The following is a 20,388-nucleotide window of genomic DNA, read 5'->3' on the forward strand; positions in this document are numbered from 1 at the left end:
TCCCCTGCTTTCCCCCGTAGGGCGTATGCGGTATTAGCAGTCGTTTCCAACTGTTATCCCCCACAAATGGGCAAATTCCCAGGCATTACTCACCCGTCCGCCGCTCGTCATCTTCAAAAGCAAGCTTTTGAAATGTTACCGCTCGACTTGCATGTGTTAGGCCTGCCGCCAGCGTTCAATCTGAGCCATGATCAAACTCTTCAATTAAAGTTTTGGTTGATTCCGAAGAATCGACTCAATGAATTCTGTTCGTATGAACACTCTTCATCGAGTTAAATCGTTTTGTCGATTTCTCAATGCCTGTGAGTGTCCACACAGATTGCTTGATAGATTGTTAAAGAGCAGTACCGCGATGATTCTCATCGGGTCAGGGCTGCGTATTCTACAGAACCCTTTTTCAGCGTCAAGCCCTTTTTTATCTGGTTTCGAGCGAGTGATGATTTTATCTTCACACCGTTGAAACCAAGGCTTGTTGCCGCGTTACCAACTTTGAATTTGAACAGATATTTGTTCTCGTTCGCCGTGTCAGTGGGTGCGCATTATAGGGGGCCAAAACTTTTGCGCAAGGGCTTTTTTCAGCATTTTGCGATCTTTTTTGAGGCTCCAGGGTTAGCCACACGTTAAACACTTTTTACCCCCAGAGTTATCCACAATTATGGATTTATGAAGTAAAAAACGACGTTTTAAAAGCAACAAAAAAGGCAATCCGAAGATTGCCTTTAATGACTTACAGTGTGTTAGCTCAGTTTGCCATGACACTGTTTGTATTTTTTACCTGAGCCGCAAGGACAAGGATCGTTACGTCCAACTTTCTCACCATCACGCACAACTGGAGTATGAGCCGCGACTTCAGCATCTTGTTCGGCTTCGTTCAAAGCTTCAGACGTGGCGTGCTGATATTGATGTTGGATCCGCGCTTCTTCTTCACGGCGACGGGCTTCCATTTCATCGACATCCGATTGGGCCTGTACCTGAACCTTGGACAAAATACTGATCACATCGTGCTTGAGTGACTCCAACATCTGCTGGAACAGCTCAAAGGATTCACGCTTATATTCCTGTTTGGGGTTCTTCTGCGCATAACCACGCAGGTGAATCCCCTGACGCAGGTGGTCCATGGCAGCCAGGTGCTCTTTCCACAAACCATCCAGGGTTTGCAGCATCACAGCCTTTTCAAACTGACGCAGCACCTCAGGGCCCACCATCTGCTCTTTGGCCTCATAGGCCTTGAGCCAGGATTCGATAATCCGCTCACGCAGCGTCTCTTCATGCAGGTCTTCTTCTTTGTCCAGCCACTCCTGCAGCGGCAAGTCCAGTACAAATTCCTGCTTGAGTCGCTGCTCGAGGCCGGCAACGTCCCAGAGCTCTTCAACTGACTGTGGTGGAATGTATTGATCGATAACGCCTGTGATCACGTCTTCCTGAATATTCTTGATGGTATCTTCAATGCTTTCGGCATCCATCAGTTCGTTACGCTGAGCGTAAACCACCTGACGCTGGTCGTTGGCGACATCATCAAACTCCAGCAGCTGCTTACGAATATCGAAGTTACGGGCTTCCACTTTGCGCTGGGCATTCTCAATCGCACGAGATACCCAAGGATGTTCGATGGCTTCGCCTTCTTCCATGCCCAACTTCTTCATCATGTTGGCAACACGATCTGAAGCGAAGATCCGCATCAGGCTGTCTTCCATCGACAGATAGAAACGTGATGAACCCGCATCGCCCTGACGTCCGGAACGACCACGCAGCTGGTTGTCGATACGGCGAGACTCGTGACGCTCGGTGCCCAAAATGTGCAAACCACCGGCAGCGACCACTGCATCGTGACGCTCTTGCCAGTCAGCACGGATCTTGGCAATCTGCTCCTCGGTTGGGTTTTCCAGTTCCTCAATTTCCGCTTTCCAGCTACCGCCCAAGACGATATCCGTACCACGACCGGCCATGTTGGTGGCCACGGTTACTGCACCACTACGTCCAGCCTGAGCAACAATTTCTGCTTCTTTTTCGTGGAACTTGGCGTTCAGTACCTTGTGAGGGATCTTTTCCCGATCCAACAGGTTGGACAGCAGTTCAGACTGTTCGATGGAAACCGTACCGACCAATACCGGCTGGCCGCGTTCACGACAACCTTTGATGTCCTGGATAATGGCGTTGTATTTTTCTTTGGCGGTGAGATACACCAAGTCAGCCATATCGTTACGGATCATCGGCCGGTTGGTGGGGATCACTACGGTATCCAGACCATAGATATGCTGGAATTCAAAAGCTTCGGTATCAGCAGTACCTGTCATACCGGCCAGTTTTTCATACTGACGGAAGTAGTTTTGGAAGGTGATAGAAGCCAGGGTCTGGTTTTCATTCTGGATCTTCACGCCTTCTTTGGCTTCCACCGCCTGGTGCAAGCCTTCAGACCAACGACGCCCTTGCATGGTACGGCCGGTGTGCTCATCGACGATGATCACTTCGCCGTCCTGCACAACATAGTCGACATCACGTTCAAACAGGGTGTGAGCACGCAGCGCAGCGTTAACATGATGCAGCAGTGAAATATTGGCGGCCGAGTAGAGTGAATCCCCTTCGGCCAACAGTCCAGCCTGGGTCAGCAGAAGTTCAATTTTTTCCTGACCGCGTTCAGTCATATGAACTTGTTTGGCCTTTTCATCAACACTGAAGTCACCCTCACCGACATAATCGTCCGAGTCTTCTTTATCCTGGCGGATCAGGTTGGGGATAAGTGTGTTGACCTTGATGTAGAGCTCAGAGCTATCTTCGGCAGCACCGGAGATGATCAGCGGCGTACGGGCTTCATCAATAAGAATGGAGTCGACTTCGTCTATCAGAGCATAATGCAATGGCCGCTGTACCCGCTCCTGCGGTGAAAATGCCATGTTGTCGCGCAGATAGTCGAAACCAAATTCGTTATTGGTACCGTAAGTGATATCTGAGTTGTAGGCGGCTTTCTTTTCCAGCTGACCAAGACCGGCGACGTTAACTCCGACTGTCATTCCCAGGAATTCAAACAGTGGGCGGTTGGTGTCGGCGTCACGGCGAGCCAGATAGTCGTTCACTGTAATAACGTGAACCCCCTTGCCGGTCAGCGCATTGAGATAGGCCGGCAGCGTGGCGGTGAGAGTCTTACCTTCACCGGTGCGCATCTCGGCAATGCGGTTGCTGTCCAGCACCATACCACCTATCAACTGCACGTCGAAGTGGCGCATCTCGAACACCCGCTTGGAAGCTTCACGCACAGTGGCAAAGGCTTCAGCCATGATGTCGTTAAGGGTTTCCCCTTTTTCAAGCCGGTCACGGAACTCCTGGGTTTTGGCCTTGAGCTGCTCATCGCTGAGTTGCTCATATTCACCTTCGAGCGCGTTGATCTTGTTGACTATCTTGCCCAGGGCTTTAAGGGTGCGGTCGTTACGACTACCAAATACTTTTGTCAGTAATTTACCTAACATCTGAATCACTTATTCTGTTGTAGGCCAAGCCTCTTACGAGTCTGGCGGCCAGTTCCAATTAACCTGCTTTGCGGTAGACGTACTTCTTGGGATCTATCTGCTGTCCACCCCGCAACACTTCGTAATGCACATGAGGTCCTGTCGAACGCCCAGTGCTTCCCATGGTGGCAATTTTCTCGCCCTTGGCGACCACGTCACCTACAGTTACTGACAAAGCTTTATTATGACCATAGCGGGTGCGCAATCCGTTACCGTGATCTATCTCCACCAACTCACCATAGCCAAACATATTCCCGGCCCATGTCACCACACCACCACCGGTGGCGATCACATCGGCTCCTTCTGTACCCGCAAAGTCTATGCCTTTATGCACAGATCTGCGGCCATTGAAAGGATCATTACGTAAACCGTAGGGCGAGGATAACCAACCTTTGTTGATTGGCCGCCCTGATATATAACGCTCTTCATCTATATGGAGATTGGAAGCCACTGTTTCAAGCAGGGACAACTGAGCATTATTACTATCAATTCCTGATGCCAGCCGATCCATATCGGAGATCAGCTGCTCCAGCTCTATGCTGGTGCCCAGCTCGCTCAGGCCGCCAATACCTACCTCGGCGCCGAAATCGAACTGTTCTTCAAGTTGGTAATTCTGGGCAAGAGTTTGCCCTAGAGCCTCAAGCCGGGTCAGTTTGGCCTGCATTCTGGCGACATGTGCCACCAAGGTTGCCAACTGAGTTTCGGTTGCCTGCTTGAGTTCTTTGACTTGTTTCTGTTGCTGCTCACGAGCTTGGCGCTCGTTGTCGACGTTGGCCTGTTGCGACTCAAATCGCTCGGCGTTGTAATGATAGAGCCCTGTGCCCGCAGCGAGGAGCAATATAGGCAATAACAACCAGCGTTTGCCAGGTTGCCAGCGCGTCACGCCATTCCGACCTTGAATAAAAACTGTTACACTCATAGCCTAATTCAGCCATCTTATTATCATAATGAAGAAGCTCCCTCAGCACCTCAGCCAATTACTGCATCAGTCGGGACGTCTGCCCGATCTGGCCGAGAAAGCGGAGCTTTTGTTGTATCTGAACCAGCATGTCAAACAGCTGCTGTCAGGCCCTGTCAGCGAACAGCTGCAAGTCGCCAATCTGCGCCAAAGTGTGCTGGTTATTGAAACCCCTTCCGCCGCATGGGCCGCCAGGATTAACTTCCAAAAAACCAAACTTCTTGCCCAACTTCAGGCAGAAACGCTCCCAATGCTTACCGCTATTGAGGTTAAAGTCAACCCGGCACTGGCAACATCAGGGGCAAAACCCCAAGTGGTTCACAGACAACTGAGTGAAACCGCGGCTTCACATATCAATGCACTGGCCGAACACACTGACGGTGAGCTGGGCCAGAAACTAAAACGGCTGGCTGCATTAGCCAGCCGTAAAAGGCAGTCCTAGTTTTACGATTAAGCCATCACCACATTGGATGGCATCATAAAGCTGACAGGCACATCCGCTTCTTTTTCGAAGCTGACCAACTCCCAGGCATCCTGCTGTGCAAGCAATGCCCGCACCAGCTGGTTGTTCAGGGCATGCCCCGTCTTGTAGGCACAGAACTCTCCGACTATGGCGTGACCCGCCACATACAGGTCACCAAACGCATCAAGAATCTTGTGCTTAACAAATTCATCCTCATAACGCAGGCCATCGGGGTTGAGGACACGATATTCATCAAGCACAACCGCGTTTTCCATACTGCCACCCAATGCCAGATTGTTGGCACGCAGATACTCGATATCACGCATAAAACCAAAGGTTCTGGCGCGGCTGATATCTTTCACAAAGGCGGAAGAGGAAAAATCCATCACCATATGCTGTTGACTACGGGCAATTTCAGGGTGATTGAAGTCAATAGCAAAATCGACTCTGAAACCTTTGAAAGGTCGCAGTTCAGCCCACTTATCACCGTCTTCAACACGCACTGTGTGCTTGATCTTCAGATATTTCTTGGCCGCTGACTGATCTTTGATCCCCGCGCTTTGCAGCAGGAATACAAAGGGGCTGGCACTGCCGTCCATGATAGGGATCTCGGGAGCATCCACTTCAATAACGGCATTGTCGATACCCAGGCCCGCGAGCGCAGCAAACAGATGCTCTATCGTTGAGATGCGAACACCTTCATCATTAACCAGAGCCGTACACATAGTCGTTTCACGCACCTGCTCCGCCTTGGCAGCAATCTCCACTGCCGGCTGCATATCGGTACGCACGAGTACGATCCCTGTATTGACTGGTGCGGGCTTGATAGTCAAAGTCACCTTATTGCCGGAATGCAAACCGACACCTGTGGTCTTTACTATTTTTTCAACAGTTCTTTGAAAAATCATTTAGTTACCCGTATTCATCTCAACAAAAAGCTCTGCCTAGGACGATAAAATCGACACTCCTCGGGCGCAGCTGGTCGGATATCCTAGCATAAATCGGCAATTTCACAAAAATTTACCTGCCTTCGCTTCCTGGAAACAAAGGGGCTCACCCAATTTACACCCGCGATACCCGCCAGTATCAGTCGGCTTGCTTACGCAAAAACGCCGGAATATCCAAATAATCAAGCTCGTTCTTATGCGGATTAGCCGCAGGTTGGGACGCCGGAACTGCATTGCTCTTATGAGAAACAGGCATAGCAGCTTCTTCCTGAGGCATGTAGGCTTCGACCTTGGGCTCTGGCACAGGTTCCTGACGCGGAGCAGGTTTGGATACCAACTGGATGTCAGGTTTTCTTTCCGATCCTATGCCAGTAGCAACCACAGTAACCCGCAGTTCATCGCTCATTTCCGGATCGATAACAGCACCGACGACCACAGTCGCATTGTCTGAAGCATAAGCCTTGACGTGGTTACCCACAGTCTCAAATTCTTCGATACTCATATCCATGCCGGCAGTGATGTTAACCAGCACGCCACGGGCACCTGCCAAGTCGATATCTTCCAGTAGCGGACTGGCAACAGCCGCTTCGGCCGCTTCTTCGGCGCGGTCTTCACCACGAGCGACACCTGTGCCCATCATGGCGTTACCCATTTCGGACATAACGGTTTTCACGTCGGCGAAGTCGACGTTAATCAGACCGGGACGGGTGATCAGTTCGGCGATACCTTGCACAGCACCCAAGAGCACGTTGTTGGCGGCAGCAAAGGCATCCAGCAATGACGTGCCACGGCCCAATACTTTAAGCAGTTTCTCGTTGGGGATAGTGATCAGCGAGTCAACATGTTTGGCCAGCTCAGTGATCCCCTGATCGGCGAACGCCATACGCTTCTTACCTTCGAATGGGAAAGGTTTGGTGACCACGGCCACAGTCAAGATCCCTTCTTCGCGGGCAATCTGCGCCACCACAGGTGCGGCACCTGTCCCCGTACCGCCACCCATACCGGCAGCGATAAAAATCATATCCGAGCCCTTGATAGCCTCACGGATATTTTCACGATCTTCTTCGGCTGCAGCACGACCGACTTCCGGGTTGGCACCAGCCCCCAGGCCCTTGGTGACATCACGTCCCAGTTGAATAGTGGTGCCCGCGGCAGACTTACGCAATGCCTGGGCATCTGTATTGGTGGCAACAAACTCAACACCTTCGATGTTGTGTTTCACCATATGTTCGACGGCATTACCACCGCCGCCACCGACGCCGATGACCTTTATCACCGCCTCGTCAGAATGAGTATCCATGATCTCAAACATGGTTGAATTCTCCGTATTACCTGCGTTTACGTAAGTTAAAACTCACCTTTAAACCAGCTCTGAACCCGATTCCAGAGACTGGTCACCCCTTGACGCTCGGGTCGTTCAAACTGACGTTCGATAACCCTGCGCGCGCCGTAATGTAACAGCCCAACACCTGTGGAGTAGATGGGCTGATCCACATATTCATACAAACCTTTCACCGGCAGCGGTGATGCCACCCTGACCGGCATGCCGAAAGTGGCTTCGGCAACATCCACAGCCCCTTCAATAGAGGCGGTACCACCGGTCAACACTATGCCGGCGGCAATTTGATCTTCCAGGCCACTGTCCTTGAGTTCCTTGAATACCAACTCGAACAGTTCCTGATATCTGGGTTCAACCACCTCGGCCAAAGTATGACGCGACATGGTTCTTGATGGTCGGCCACCCACGGACGGCACTTCTATACTGTCCTCACGGCTCACCATGGAGCTGCGGGCACTGGCATGCTGCACTTTAATCTGCTCGGCATGCGACAGTGGCGTACGAAAAATTTTGGCGATATCGCTGGTTACCTGGTTGCCGGCCACCGGCACCACGGCGCAGTGACGCAGAGCGCCATTGGTATACACGGCGATATCTGTGGTACCGCCACCGACATCCACCAGACAAACACCCAGATCTTTTTCATCATTGGTCAGTACCGCATCGGCCGAAGCGATACCGGAAAACACCAAGTCGTCCACCTTGAGGCCACAGCGCTCAACACTCTTGGTGATGTTCTTGGCCATATCATTGGCGCAGGTGACTATATGCACCTTGGCTTCCATCCGCATGCCGGACATGCCGATAGGGCTGCGGATACCTTCCTGAACATCTATGGCATATTCCTGCGGCAATACGTGCAAAATGCGGCGTTCGGTGGGGATCTTCACCGAACGGGCCGTGTGAATGACGTTGTCCACGTCTTCCTGAGTCACCTCTTCATCATTGATGGAGACCATGCCATTTTCGTTCTGACAGGCGATATGCTTGCCGGAAATGCTCAAATACACCGAAGACACCTGACAGTCTGCCATCAGCTCGGCCTGATCCAAGGCCCGCTGCACACTGCGCACGATAGAATCGAGGTCGTTAACCCCGCCTTTATCCATGCCGCGTGATGGATGATTACCCAGACCGACGACACTGATTTCGCCATCGGGCAAGACTTCACCTATGATCACAGCGACCTTGGATGTCCCTATGTCCAATCCGACGATCAGATTTCTATCTTGGTTCTTGGTCATTAATTAACGGCTCTCTTCTTGTGCGTCTTCCCAGCCTACAGCCAGACCCGTGTCATAGCGTAGATCCACTCTGGCGACACTCTTTTCCTGTTTAACCAACTCCGGATACACATTGATAAAACGCTGTATCCGCGCCATCTTGTCTTCTCGTCCCAACTCCAGCATGATGCCGTTGCCCAAAGTCGCCTCCCAGGCATGTCTCGGGCTGAGACTCAATCTATCCAACTTAAAGCTGTTTATCCGCAGCAGTTCATCCATCTGCCGAAAGGAGGTCAATACCTCCTGTGCCATAGGTTCAGGTCCCGCCAACCAAGGCAGATTTTCCAGCCCGGGTTGCGGTGGCGCCAGGAACACCTCGCCGTGTTCATTGAGCCATTCATCCTGATTCCAGTGCGCCACGGCGACCTGCTCCTGCAGATAAACCTTCAGCTTGGCCGGCCATTCACGTCGAACCGAGGCCCGGTATACCCAAGGCAGAGCCTCCAGCGCCTGCTGCACCTCGGCCACATCAGCGCTGAAAAAGCTACGCTGCATCAAGTCCTGCAAGGCGCCACGGATTTCCGCATCCGTGGTGTACTGGCGCTCGCCTTTTATCGCCACTGCCTCTATGGGCAAGGCCTCGGCATCATTCAGCACCAGTCCCAGTTTCCAAGCCGCCATGCCGAATGCCGCCAGTACCAACAGCAGAAAGCCAATCCCGCTGCAGAGATACCAATTGACTCCGGCAAGCCTTTCACGGCCCTTGTGCAACCTGTCCTTCAGCGCCATGGTCCTGCCCGTTAGCTTGGCGGAAAACCGGCCATTATATAGAGCTGGTTTTCTTGGTCAAAAGATACTGTTTTCAAGCCATTAAGCGGCGAAAATCTATTCAGAAATCGTATCTTTCTTATCATCACTAAACCCCAGTTTGCTGCTCGCCAATTGGCGCGCCAGGGCCCCTATGTTGCCGGCGCCTTGAGTCATCAGCAAATCGCCGTCCTTAAGCACATCCGGTAGTATCTCCTGCAACTGCTCCGGCGTAGCGACATAGATAGGGTCGACCTGACCACGCAATCTGATGCTGCGGCACAGCGCGCGGCTGTCGGCTCCCGCGATAGGTGCTTCACCGGCGGGATAAACCTCCAGCAGCAGCAGACCATCGACCTGAGACAAGACCTCGACAAAGTCCTCGTACAGATCCCGGGTGCGACTGTATCTGTGTGGCTGATAAGCCATCACCAGGCGCTTATTGGGCCAACCGGCACGAGCCGCCTTGATAGTGGCAGCGACTTCACTGGGATGATGGCCGTAATCATCAACCAGCATCACCTCGCCCTTGGGAGTATCGTAGGCCCCCAAGTGCTGGAAGCGGCGGCCAATTCCCTGGAACTCCGCCAGCGCCTGCACTATGGCGGCATCATCTATATCATCTTCACTGGCCACGGCAATCGCCGCCAAAGCATTCAGTACATTGTGCCGTCCCGGCAGATTCAGCAGCAGTTCCAAGTCATCCCGTCCCTTGCGACGCACGGTGAAACGGCATTGATGCCCTTCCTGGCTAAAGTTGAGTGCCTGCACATCGGCCTCATCGCTGAAGCCATAAGTCACCATGTGGCGACCAATACGCGGCATGATCTCTTTCACCACAGGATCATCAATACAAAGCACGGCCACACCGTAGAACGGCAGGTTATGCAGGAAGTCGACAAAGGTAGTTTTCAACTTCTCAAAATCGCCGCCATAAGTATCCATATGGTCGGCTTCAATATTGGTTACCACACTCACCATAGGCTGCAGATGCAGGAAGCTGGCATCACTCTCATCGGCCTCGGCGATAAGGTAACGGCTATGCCCCAAGCGAGCATTGGTGCCGGCACTGTTAAGCAGGCCACCTATTACAAAGGTCGGATCCCGCTCGGCCTGGCCATAAACACTGGCGATAAGGCTGGTTGTAGTGGTCTTGCCATGGGTGCCGGCGATCGCCACCCCATGACGGTAACGCATTAGCTCGGCCAGCATCTCGGCACGGCGCACTATCGGAGTGCGATTGGCTCTGGCGGCCGCGACTTCCGGGTTATCCGCTTTAATCGCGGTGGAAACCACCACCACATCAACGTTAACCACAGCCTCGGCACTATGGCCGATAATGATGCGAGCACCCAGAGCCGCCAAACGTTCGGTCACGGCATTTTCGGCAATATCCGAACCGCTGACCTGATAACCTTCGTTGACCAGAACCTCGGCAATGCCCCCCATGCCGGCACCACCTATGCCAACAAAGTGAATGCGACGCACCCGGCGCATTTCCGGGATCATGGCGCGAAGCTGGGCGTATTTCTCTGCTCTGTTGTTCATCTATTTCCTTTCTCTGCCAGTTCGATACAGACCTGGGCGACTTTATCGGTCGCATCCAGCACGGCGGCCGCTCTGGCTCTTTGCCCCATCAGGGCCAATTCATTTCTATCACTGCCAAGCAGGGCCAGCTTGTTCGCCAGCCTGGGCACATCGACAATCGGTTGCGGCAACAGGAAGGCCGCGCCCGCATCCACCAACACCTGGGCGTTGCGGGTCTGGTGATCATCCACCGCATGGGGATAAGGCACCAACAGGCTGGGTAGACCAACGGCCGCCAGCTCGGAAACGGTTAAAGCTCCGGCACGACAGATGACCACGTCAGCCCAGCGATAGGCGGCTTCCATATCATCGATAAACTCAGCCACTTTGACTCTGCCATCCTGTCCCAGCTGCTGATATTCAGCTTCCACCGGCGCCTGATTGCCCTTGCCCACCTGATGCCAAACCGTCACCGACTGTGACTTGCTGACCTCGGCAACCACGGCCGGCATAAGGTCGTTGAAGACCTTGGCCCCCAAGCTGCCACCGACAACCAAAATTTTCAGCGCATCCTGATGTTGGGCTCTATGCTGCCCACCCAGACTAATAAGTTCCTGGCGAATAGGGTTGCCCACCACTTCGGCCTTACCCGGCTCAAAGGTGTTGGCAAAGGCGCACAGCACCTTGGTAGCGATACGGGAAAGCAGCTTATTGGTCATCCCGGGAATGGCATTTTGCTCATGCAACACCAACGGAATACCACTTAGCTTAGCGGCAACGCCGCCCGGGCCGCTGGCAAAGCCGCCCATGCCCAACACCACATCTGGCCGAAATTCGCGGATAACCCTGCGCGCCTGGATAATTGAGCGCAGCACCTTGAAAGGCGCTGCCAGCTTGCGCACTATGCCGTTGCCACGCACACCTTTAATATCAATAAAATCTATGTCAAAGCCGTGCTGAGGCACCAAACGCGCCTCCATCCGGTCGGCGGTACCCAGCCAACGCACCTGCCAGCCCTGCTGTGCCAAGCGTCTGGCCACTGCCAACGCCGGAAAAACGTGACCACCGGTACCACCGGCCATCACCAAAATACGTTTGTTATTCACATTATTACCTTTCATGACTTCAGCCTCCCCTGTACCGCCTGGATCAGGCTGAGACGCCGCTCATGATCTATCCGGATCAGCATCATGACCGCAGCCGTCATCACCCAGAGGCTACTGCCGCCATAGCTGATAAAGGGCAGTGTCAGCCCCTTGGTCGGCAAAATGCCGATACTGGCGCCCACGTTCACCACGGTCTGGAAACAGATCCAGATCCCTATGGCGTAGGCCAGATAACCTTCAAATGCCCGATCCATGGCCAAGCATTGGCTGCCGAGACGAATCGCCCGCAGCGCAACGAAAAGTAGCACCGCCAGCACGGCAACTATGCCGATAAACCCAAGTTCTTCCCCTATAACGGCGAAGATAAAGTCAGTGTGCGCCTCCGGCAGGTATTCCAGTTTCTGGATACTGTTACCAAGCCCCTGACCAAACCAGTCACCACGGCCATAAGCCATCAGCGACTGAGTCAACTGGTAACCACTACCGAACGGATCCTGCCAGGGGTCGAGGAAGGAGGTCACCCGCCGCATCCGGTAGGGCTCCAGCAACACCAAAGCCACAAAGGCCATGACCCCGGTCAGGGTCAGCGCAAAAAAGTCCAGCAAACGGGCGCCGGCCAAAAATAGCAGCCCGACCGTGCCAACAAACAGCACCACTACAGTCCCCAGATCCGGTTGCATCAGGATCAAGAAGGCATAGACGGCAAAAACCGCAATCGGCTTGTAAAAACCCTTGGCGTTTTCACGCACTTCCTGATGCCGCCTAACCAGATAACCGGCCATGTAGACCGCAAAAACAAACTTGGCTATCTCGGCCACCTGAATTCTCACCGGCCCCAGCGACAGCCAGCGTGTCGCGCCGTTTACCGTGGTGCCTACTGCCAGCACGGCTACCAACATGACTCCAACCAGCAACAGCATCAGCGGACTCAGTTGCTGCCAGCGCTGCATCTCTACCTGCAACACCACTGCGGCGATCACCACGCAACCCGCCAAATAGAACAGATGCCGGGTCACAAAGTGAAATGGATTACCTGTCAGACTCTGGGCTTCCGGCATGGAAGCCGACATCACCATCACAAAGCCAAAGGCGATCAACGACAAAACGGCAAGCAGCAAACGCCGGTCATACAGTTGCATGCCCTGCGATTGCTTTTCACCGAACCAGTCGGACCAGCGCCACTTGAGGCTGGTTCCAAACAGGTTGAGTTGTCGCTCATCACTGCTCATCCAGTGCCTCCACCAGATGGCGGAAATCATCGCCCCTGGCCATAAAGTTGCTGTACATATCCAGGCTGGCACAGGCCGGCGACAACATGACTATGTCTCCGGAACTCGCCAGCTCGGCGGCCTTACTCACGGCTTCCGCCATGGAGCCAACCTTGATGGCGCCCTCTTTCAGGGCCGCTATCTTGTCACCGTCTCGCCCCAGGGTGATTAGGTGAGTCACAGAGCCCAGCGCATTGGCAAGCGGCCGGAAATCAGCCCCTTTACCATCACCACCGGCAATCAGGATCACATCGCCGAGATAGTCGCTGAGTCCTTCGAGAGCAGCCACGGTAGCGCCCACATTGGTGGCCTTGGAATCGTTGATCCAGGTGGCACCATTTTTGACCGCCACCAGTTCACATCTATGCGGCAGGCCTTTAAACTCGCGGGCCACTCTGGCCATGGCTTCCTTATCCACTCCGGCCGCATCGGCCAACGCCATGGCGGCCAGCAAGTTGGCGTGGTTATGGCTACCAAGCAGCGCCACATCCAACAGATTCATGATTTCACTGCTGCCGTGGAAAATCTTACCGTCGGTGATCCCCCACTCATCCCCCTCGGGGTTGCCCAGGCCAAAGCTATTGTTGTTCATGGGTGACATGGGCTGAGTCTGCGGATCATCCCGGTTGAAAATCGCCAGTCGACTCAGTTCATAGAGCCGCAGTTTGGCCTGACGATAGGCTTCCAGATCGCTGTATCTATCCATATGGTCTTCAGAAATGTTCAGGCAAGTGGACGCCAAACATTTAAGACTATGGGTCGTTTCCAACTGGAAACTGGATAACTCCAGCACATAGTGACTGACGTTTTCGCCCAAAAGCTCCAGCGCCGGTACCCCTATGTTGCCGCCGATGGCAACCTGCTTGCCGCCGGCTTTGAGCATTTCACCGACCAGGGTCGTTACAGTTGACTTACCATTGGAGCCGGTAATCGCCAGCACACATGGGCCCTTGTCAGCGATGGCGCGAGCAAACAGCTCCACATCGCCAATCACTTCTATGCCCATATCCAGAGCTGCTCTTACTTCTGGGGTATCCATGGGGATCCCGGGACTGATGATGATCTGCTCAGCCTGCACCAGGCCACGGCAATCAAAACCACCGAAGCAAAACTCCAGATCCGGAAATTCATTTTTCAGCGCCTCGGCACCGGGAGGATTACGGCGGCTGTCCATCACCATAGGGGCATGCCCCTGAGCCACCAGATAGCGCACCACAGACAAACCTGTGGCCCCCAATCCCAACACTATGTGCGAACAGCGACTCATCATGACTGCTTACCTCAACTTCAGGGTGGCTAATCCCAGCAGAACCAGGAACAAAGAGATAATCCAGAAACGCACTATCACTCTGGGCTCGGGCCAACCTTTCAATTCATAATGGTGGTGTATGGGTGCCATACGGAAAATCCGCTGGCCCCGCAGCTTATAGGATCCAACCTGAAGGATGACTGACAAAGTCTCCATTACAAACACACCACCCATGATCACCAGCAAAATCTCCTGGCGTACCAGTACGGCCATGGTGCCGAGCGCAGCCCCCAGTGACAGCGAGCCTACATCACCCATAAACACTTGAGCCGGATAGGTGTTGAACCACAGGAAACCAAGACCGGCACCCACTATTGCGGTACAGACGATCACCAGTTCACCGGCTCCCGGCAGATGTGGAATATGCAAATAGCCGGCAAATTGCGCGTGGCCGGAGAGGTAGGCAATAAGCGCAAACGCCGCCGCGACCATGACGGTAGGCATAATCGCCAAACCATCGAGGCCGTCGGTCAGGTTAACCGCATTGCTCGAACCCACTATGGTGAAATAGGCCAGCACCACAAAAAACAGCCCCAGCTGCGGCATCACATCCTTGAAGAAAGGCACTACCAATTGAGTTTCACCGGGCAAGGCCGCGGTAGCGTAGAGATAAAAGGCCACCGCAATCGCCGCCAGCGATTGTAAAATGTACTTCCACCTGGCTACCAGCCCCTTGGGATCCTTACGCACCACCTTGCGATAATCATCAAGGAAGCCGATAAGGCCAAAGCTGCCCAGAACGAATAACATCACCCAGACATAGCGGTTACCGAGATCGCCCCACAGCAGGACACTGATAAAGATCCCCGCCAGCACCAGTAATCCACCCATGGTTGGGGTGCCACGCTTACTGAAATGTGACTCAGGGCCATCGTTACGCACCACCTGGCCTATCTGCAACAACTGCAAACGCTCGATCAACTTGGGCCCCCACCAGAGTGCGAAGCTGAGGGCGGTCAACAACCCCAGAATGGCTCTGAAGGTCAAATAGGAAAACACGTTAAACCCGGTATAAAACTGGGTTAGATACTCCGCCAGATACACCAGCATCTACACTAACTCCCCACGCCCGAAGGCTGATTTAAGGGCCTCGACCACACGTTCCATACGCATACTGCGTGACCCCTTGACCAATACAGTGACACTCCCTGGTAACTGATTGATATATTCGATTAAATTTTCCACCAAACGCCCTTGGGTATCCAGATGTTCCGTACCAAACCCCTGGCTGGTGTTCTGGGTTAATTGACCGCAGCAAAACAGGGCATCTATCCCGGCCTCCCGGGCATACTCACCCAGCTCGCGATGCAAAAGGGGGGCATTGTCGCCTAATTCCCCTAAATCGCCCAGTACCAGAATGCGATTTCCGTGAATTTCGTGAAGCCAGTTGATCGCCGCCTTGACCGAAGCCGGATTGGCGTTGTAGCTATCATCGATCAGCTGCACCCGCCCAAGCTCTGTGGGCAACATGCGTCCCTTGACCGGCTGCATCTGTTGCAAGCCGGAGATAATGCTTGCCATATCCAGGCCCAGCGCCAGGCAAACCGAAGTTGCTGCCAGGGCGTTAGCCACCTGATGTCGTCCGGCCAGCGGCAACACCAGCGGATACTCCTGCTGCTGCCAGCAAAGAATGCAGCGATAACGCCCCGAGGCATCGGCCTGTAGATCTTTGGCTGTCAGTTCGGCTGCTGCGTCAATGCCATAGCTTAACTGACGGTAGCCTAACGCAGCCTGACGCATTACCTCGGCGTATCTGTCATCGGCATTGATAATGGCACAGCCGTCCGCGGCCAAGTGATTGAAAATCTCGGATTTGGCCGCCGCCACACCGGCCTCTGAGCCAAACCCTTCGAGATGGGCGCTGGCGACATTGTTCACCAGGGCAACATCCGGGCGCACTATGGCCGAGGTGTAATCAATTTCACCCTTGTGATTGGCGCCAAGCTCAAATACCGCATATTCGTGTTCAGGCTCCAGCCGCAAGGCAGTCAGCGGCACGCCTATGTCGTTGTTGAAGTTACCGGCGGTGTAGAGCACCTTGGCATATTGCGACAATATAGTCGCCAACATCTCCTTGACGCTGGTTTTGCCGTTGGAGCCGGTCAAGGCAACGCACTTGAGTGAAACCAAACTGCGTACCATGGTCGCCAGTTGTCCCAGAGCCTGATGAGGGTCGGCCACCAGCAGCTGAGGCACATCGAGTGCCAATTCACGGCTGACCAGAAGCGCCGCGGCGCCATTTTTGACCGCCGTTGGCGCAAACTCATGGGCGTCGAAACGCTCACCCTTGAGGGCGATAAACAAACCTTGGATGCCAATATCGCGGCTATCTGTGCTGACACTCTCAATCAGCTGCTCTGCGGCAATTGCCGGAATCAACTTGGCATTCAGCGCCGTAGCTATTTGTTGCAGGGTCAAAGGGATCATGCCTTGCCTCCGCTAAGTTCCAGTGCCAAGGCCCGCTCATCATAATGGTGACGGCTTCCGACCACTTCCTGATAGGTTTCATGGCCTTTACCGGCCAATAAGATCACATCTCCCGCCTCGGCCTGGGCGCAAACCTGTTTAATGGCGGTCACCCTATCGACACAGGAGAGTGCCGCCTCGGGGCGAGTCAGCCCGGCCATAACTTCATCAATGATGGTTTTTGGCTCTTCGCTGCGAGTATTGTCGCTGGTGACCATCAAGCGGTCGGCAAAAGCCTCGGCGGCGCGGGCCATCAGCGGCCGCTTGCCCTTGTCACGATCGCCGCCGCAACCAAAGACACACCAGAGGCGGTTGTCGGTATGCAGCCGCAGCGCCTTGAGCGCTTGCTCCAGCGCATCCGGGGTGTGGGCATAATCCACCACCAGCGAAAAACCTATTCTCGACGGGAAACACTCCATCCGTCCGGGCACGGGTTTCAGAGCCGGTGACAGCGACAGCAGCTTTTGCAGCGGATAACCCATGGCATAGAGCGCCGTCAACGCCGCCAACAGATTGGAGAGATTGAATTCGCCCAGCAGCGGGGTTTCCAGCACACCTTTACCTTCCGGCCAGTGGATCTCGGCGCGTACGCCCTTGGCGTGATATTGAGGGTTAACAGCAATAACTGCCGCTCTGGGATCTTGCTTAATGCTATAGCCGAGCAACTTGGCCTTGGGTAATTCCTCAAACCAAGCCTGTCCTGTGGCGTCATCCAGGTTAATCACAGCGTGTTTGAGACTGGCAAACCGCATTAGCCTCAATTTGGCGGCGGCATAAGCCTCCATAGTCTGGTGATAATCCAAATGATCCCGGCTCAGGTTGGTAAACACCGCCACTTCAAAGGGCGCGGCTTCTACCCGTCCCTGCACCAAACCGTGGCTGGATACTTCCATGGCACAGACGCTGACATCCATCTGCTCAAAAGCCTTGAGCTGGGCCATTACGGCTAAGGCATCACTGGTAGTATTGGTCGCTTCCTGGAGTTCCCCCAGCAAACCGTTCCCCAAAGTGCCCATGACACCGGCCTTTTCGCCGAGCAAAGACACCCACTGGGCGATTAGCTGGCTGACGGAAGTCTTGCCATTGGTGCCGGTAATCCCCACCAAACGTGGCTTGGCCGCGTGAATGCCATAGAACTGGGCCGCCAGCGCCGATAGCTGCCGACTCAGTTGAAAAAAATAAATGGTTAAACCTTGCTCCCGCTCTACCTTGCCGTGGGCATCCGGATCGTCCGTATGCAACAAGGCAGCCGCGGCTCCCTTGTTGAAGGCGGCGGCAACATACTCCCGACCATCGGCCTGATGTCCGGGAACGGCCACAAAAAGGCCACCTTCAACTACTTTCCGACTGTCGAGACAGGGCTCGGCCACCGCCTCCGCGCCGGAGTAATGAAACCAGGGAGCCAGCAGATCCCGCAATAACATCATTCTGCTCTCCTAGGTACCTGAGCCAGTTGTACGCGAGCATCATCACTCACAGGCTCCACATTCAACATCTGCAACGCGCCGGACATCACCTTGCCAAACACAGGTGCCGCCACCACGCCGCCGTAATATCTATCCCCTTTGGGCTCGTTGATCACCACCACCATGGCGAGCCTGGGGTTGTTTGCCGGCGCAACACCGGCAAACAGGGCGACATAATCATCGCCATAGCCACCGGCTATCGCCTTACGACTGGTGCCCGACTTACCGGCAACCGGATAGCCCTCAATATGAGCCCGGGTACCTGTGCCGCCCTTCTCGGTCACGCCCACCAACATGTTGATCACATCGCGGGCCACGTCCGGGGCTATCACCCGGGTGCCTTCCGGCGGTTGCTTCAGTTTAAGAATCGATACCGGGTAAAGTATGCCGCCGCTGCCCAGAGTGGCGTACATTCGCGCCAACTGCAGCGGGGTGGCTGTCAGACCATAACCAAAAGATAGAGTCGCCCGTTCAAAGTCAGACCATCTGTGTCTGTCCTGCACCAAACCGGCACTCTCGCCGGTCAGGTTGATCCCTGAATAGTTGCCGAGCCCCATGGACTGATAGGTGCCCAGCAGTTGCTGCACCGGCATTTCCAGCGCCAACTTACTGATCCCCACGTTACTGGACTTGATCAAAATCTTCGCCAATGACATATCGCCATAGTTGCGGACATCCCGCACCTGCCGGCCACCAATACGCATCCAACCGGGTGATGTCGGGATCAGCTCATCATTCTTGACGATCCCGGCCTCCAACGCTGCCACCACCACAAAGGGTTTCACCGTCGAACCGGGCTCAAAGGTGTCTGTCAGGGCACGGTTACGCATCCTGTGGCTCTGCAGGTTTTCCCGCGAGTTGGGGTTATAGGAGGGGGTGTTGACCATCGCCAGCACTTCGCCCGTGTGCACATCCAGTACCACCACGGAACCGGATGTTGCCTGGTTCATTTCGGTGGCACGCTTGAGCTCACGGTAAGCCAACTGCTGAATACGCTGATCTATGCTGAGCACCAGATCGTTGGGACTCTCGCCCTCCTGGATGATATCCAGTCGCTCAACCACCCGGCCGTCACGGGACTTGCGCACTTTCTGTTTGGAGGGAGTGCCTGTCAGCCAACTATTGTAGGTGTTTTCAATGCCTTCGATGCCGACATCATCGATATTGGTGATCCCGACCAGCTGAGCACTGATCTCGCCAGCCGGATAGTAACGGCGTGACTCGGACTTAAGGTAGATACCGGGTAGCTTCAGCTGCTCGATATAGTGCGCGACCGCCGGGGTAACCTGGCGCTTGAGATAGGTAAAACGTTTCCTGGGGTTGGACTGCACCCTGGCCAGCAACTCATCCAGCGGCTCGTGCAATACATCGGCCAGCGCCCGCCAGCGGCGCATATCATTGAAGCCATCCTTGTCGTGAACCACCTTGGGGTCGGCGTAGACAGCACGCACCGGCACACTGACGGCCAACATCTCGCCGTTGCGGTCGGTAATAAGCCCTCTTTGCACCTGGTTGGAAGTGGTTCGCAAAGTGCGCATATCACTCTCATGACGCAGTTTTTCCGGCTCTATTACCTGAATGTAGGCAGCACGTCCAACAAGCGAGACAAACAACAGACAAACAAAAGCCACCACCACCTGCAGTCGCCAGTGGATCAGTTGGGGCTTTTGAATCCTTTTAGCCTGTTTTCTCATGGAAGTCTCACTACCACCTCTTCATTGGGTAAGGGCCTTATCATGTCCAATTCCTTGGTCGCAATCCGGGTTATCCGGCTGTGCTCAGCCTGCGACTGCTCTTCCAGCAACAGGTTGCGCCATTCGATATCCAAGCGATCCCTTTCCTGTAACAGCTTGTCCAACTCACTGGTCTGGGTACGACTGATGTGGCTGGTATATACCACGGCAACCGCATTCCCCAACACCAGCATGCCCAGCAAAAGAATCCATTTGTGCTGCCAAAGATCCCGCAGCACTATGCGCGCCAGATTGAGTTGCGACTTACTCACCGCC

Annotated in this window: 16 protein-coding genes and 1 rRNA gene; 1 reads left to right on the top strand and 16 read right to left on the bottom strand. The window is 54.3% G+C overall.

Annotated elements, in window-relative coordinates; all coding sequences use genetic code 11:
• The 3 genes from AYI96_RS18210 to AYI96_RS18220 all read right to left on the bottom strand — a co-directional run.
• A 16S ribosomal RNA gene (locus AYI96_RS18210) occupies positions 1-207 on the bottom strand; the annotation flags it as partial.
• Between the two features lie 530 nt (positions 208-737).
• Positions 738-3,461 (bottom strand): preprotein translocase subunit SecA, encoded by a 2,724-nt coding sequence (gene secA, locus AYI96_RS18215; RefSeq protein ID WP_039035249.1) that lies wholly within the window; start codon positions 3,459-3,461, stop codon positions 738-740.
• A 58-nt stretch (positions 3,462-3,519) separates the two neighbouring features.
• Positions 3,520-4,419: a M23 family metallopeptidase gene (locus AYI96_RS18220; RefSeq protein ID WP_039035195.1), complete on the bottom strand. Its 900-nt coding sequence runs from the start codon at positions 4,417-4,419 to the stop codon at positions 3,520-3,522.
• A 28-nt stretch (positions 4,420-4,447) separates the two neighbouring features.
• Here AYI96_RS18220 and AYI96_RS18225 point away from each other — a divergent pair, with 28 nt between their 5' ends.
• The gene (locus tag AYI96_RS18225) at positions 4,448-4,900 is read left to right on the top strand and encodes a DUF721 domain-containing protein (protein WP_039035196.1); all 453 of its coding nucleotides are present in this window, start codon (positions 4,448-4,450) and stop codon (positions 4,898-4,900) included.
• Between the two features lie 8 nt (positions 4,901-4,908).
• Here AYI96_RS18225 and lpxC read toward each other — a convergent pair whose 3' ends face one another.
• From lpxC to ftsL, 13 genes are all read right to left on the bottom strand, one after another.
• Positions 4,909-5,829: a UDP-3-O-acyl-N-acetylglucosamine deacetylase gene (gene lpxC / locus AYI96_RS18230; protein WP_071476031.1), complete on the bottom strand. Its 921-nt coding sequence runs from the start codon at positions 5,827-5,829 to the stop codon at positions 4,909-4,911.
• Between the two features lie 178 nt (positions 5,830-6,007).
• Entirely contained in the window at positions 6,008-7,180 is a 1,173-nt protein-coding gene (gene ftsZ / locus AYI96_RS18235; RefSeq protein ID WP_039035198.1) for a cell division protein FtsZ, read from the bottom strand.
• A gap of 35 nt (positions 7,181-7,215) precedes the next feature.
• Positions 7,216-8,451: a cell division protein FtsA gene (gene ftsA / locus AYI96_RS18240; protein ID WP_039035199.1), complete on the bottom strand. Its 1,236-nt coding sequence runs from the start codon at positions 8,449-8,451 to the stop codon at positions 7,216-7,218.
• A gap of 3 nt (positions 8,452-8,454) precedes the next feature.
• The gene (locus tag AYI96_RS18245; RefSeq protein WP_144362109.1) at positions 8,455-9,219 is read right to left on the bottom strand and encodes a cell division protein FtsQ/DivIB; all 765 of its coding nucleotides are present in this window, start codon (positions 9,217-9,219) and stop codon (positions 8,455-8,457) included.
• A 96-nt stretch (positions 9,220-9,315) separates the two neighbouring features.
• Positions 9,316-10,785: a UDP-N-acetylmuramate--L-alanine ligase gene (gene murC, locus AYI96_RS18250; protein ID WP_039035200.1), complete on the bottom strand. Its 1,470-nt coding sequence runs from the start codon at positions 10,783-10,785 to the stop codon at positions 9,316-9,318.
• On the bottom strand, positions 10,782-11,885 hold the full coding sequence (murG, locus tag AYI96_RS18255; RefSeq protein ID WP_039035201.1) for an undecaprenyldiphospho-muramoylpentapeptide beta-N-acetylglucosaminyltransferase: 1,104 nt from the start codon (positions 11,883-11,885) through the stop codon (positions 10,782-10,784). Before murG ends, murC begins: the two co-directional genes overlap by 4 nt.
• Positions 11,882-13,099, bottom strand: a complete 1,218-nt coding sequence (gene ftsW / locus AYI96_RS18260; protein ID WP_144362110.1) for a cell division protein FtsW — start codon at positions 13,097-13,099, stop codon at positions 11,882-11,884. Before ftsW ends, murG begins: the two co-directional genes overlap by 4 nt.
• The gene (gene murD / locus AYI96_RS18265) at positions 13,089-14,408 is read right to left on the bottom strand and encodes a UDP-N-acetylmuramoyl-L-alanine--D-glutamate ligase (RefSeq protein ID WP_144362111.1); all 1,320 of its coding nucleotides are present in this window, start codon (positions 14,406-14,408) and stop codon (positions 13,089-13,091) included. The genes ftsW and murD overlap by 11 nt, the downstream gene beginning before the upstream one ends.
• A 6-nt stretch (positions 14,409-14,414) precedes the next feature.
• The gene (mraY, locus tag AYI96_RS18270) at positions 14,415-15,497 is read right to left on the bottom strand and encodes a phospho-N-acetylmuramoyl-pentapeptide-transferase (protein ID WP_039035204.1); all 1,083 of its coding nucleotides are present in this window, start codon (positions 15,495-15,497) and stop codon (positions 14,415-14,417) included.
• Positions 15,498-16,874 carry a UDP-N-acetylmuramoyl-tripeptide--D-alanyl-D-alanine ligase gene (gene murF, locus AYI96_RS18275; RefSeq protein ID WP_144362112.1) on the bottom strand — a complete coding sequence of 459 codons (1,377 nt, stop codon included), beginning with the start codon at positions 16,872-16,874 and terminating at the stop codon, positions 15,498-15,500.
• Positions 16,871-18,340: a UDP-N-acetylmuramoyl-L-alanyl-D-glutamate--2,6-diaminopimelate ligase gene (gene murE / locus AYI96_RS18280; RefSeq protein ID WP_144362113.1), complete on the bottom strand. Its 1,470-nt coding sequence runs from the start codon at positions 18,338-18,340 to the stop codon at positions 16,871-16,873. The genes murF and murE overlap by 4 nt, the downstream gene beginning before the upstream one ends.
• Positions 18,337-20,073, bottom strand: a complete 1,737-nt coding sequence (locus AYI96_RS18285; protein WP_039035207.1) for a penicillin-binding transpeptidase domain-containing protein — start codon at positions 20,071-20,073, stop codon at positions 18,337-18,339. The genes murE and AYI96_RS18285 overlap by 4 nt, the downstream gene beginning before the upstream one ends.
• The gene (ftsL, locus tag AYI96_RS18290; protein WP_039035250.1) at positions 20,070-20,384 is read right to left on the bottom strand and encodes a cell division protein FtsL; all 315 of its coding nucleotides are present in this window, start codon (positions 20,382-20,384) and stop codon (positions 20,070-20,072) included. The genes AYI96_RS18285 and ftsL overlap by 4 nt, the downstream gene beginning before the upstream one ends.
• Positions 20,385-20,388: the final 4 nt, after the last annotated feature.

Origin of the sequence: Shewanella sp. MSW, assembly GCF_007636515.1 — a bacterium.
GTDB classification, from domain to species: Bacteria; Pseudomonadota; Gammaproteobacteria; order Enterobacterales; family Shewanellaceae; genus Shewanella; species Shewanella indica.

Bases quoted from the DNA above. Each gene is read 5' to 3' on its own strand.
- ftsA (WP_039035199.1), bottom strand. From the start codon at position 8,451: ATGACCAAGAACCAAGATAGAAATCTGATCGTCGGATTGGACATAGGG.
- murE (WP_144362113.1), bottom strand. From the start codon at position 18,340: ATGATGTTATTGCGGGATCTGCTGGCTCCCTGGTTTCATTACTCCGGC.
- lpxC (WP_071476031.1), bottom strand. From the start codon at position 5,829: ATGATTTTTCAAAGAACTGTTGAAAAAATAGTAAAGACCACAGGTGTC.
- AYI96_RS18245 (WP_144362109.1), bottom strand. From the start codon at position 9,219: ATGGCGCTGAAGGACAGGTTGCACAAGGGCCGTGAAAGGCTTGCCGGA.
- murF (WP_144362112.1), bottom strand. From the start codon at position 16,874: ATGATCCCTTTGACCCTGCAACAAATAGCTACGGCGCTGAATGCCAAG.
- mraY (WP_039035204.1), bottom strand. From the start codon at position 15,497: ATGCTGGTGTATCTGGCGGAGTATCTAACCCAGTTTTATACCGGGTTT.
- ftsZ (WP_039035198.1), bottom strand. From the start codon at position 7,180: ATGTTTGAGATCATGGATACTCATTCTGACGAGGCGGTGATAAAGGTC.
- ftsW (WP_144362110.1), bottom strand. From the start codon at position 13,099: ATGAGCAGTGATGAGCGACAACTCAACCTGTTTGGAACCAGCCTCAAG.
- murC (WP_039035200.1), bottom strand. From the start codon at position 10,785: ATGAACAACAGAGCAGAGAAATACGCCCAGCTTCGCGCCATGATCCCG.
- AYI96_RS18220 (WP_039035195.1), bottom strand. From the start codon at position 4,419: ATGAGTGTAACAGTTTTTATTCAAGGTCGGAATGGCGTGACGCGCTGG.
- murG (WP_039035201.1), bottom strand. From the start codon at position 11,885: ATGAAAGGTAATAATGTGAATAACAAACGTATTTTGGTGATGGCCGGT.
- AYI96_RS18285 (WP_039035207.1), bottom strand. From the start codon at position 20,073: ATGAGAAAACAGGCTAAAAGGATTCAAAAGCCCCAACTGATCCACTGG.
- AYI96_RS18225 (WP_039035196.1), top strand. From the start codon at position 4,448: ATGAAGAAGCTCCCTCAGCACCTCAGCCAATTACTGCATCAGTCGGGA.
- murD (WP_144362111.1), bottom strand. From the start codon at position 14,408: ATGATGAGTCGCTGTTCGCACATAGTGTTGGGATTGGGGGCCACAGGT.
- secA (WP_039035249.1), bottom strand. From the start codon at position 3,461: ATGTTAGGTAAATTACTGACAAAAGTATTTGGTAGTCGTAACGACCGC.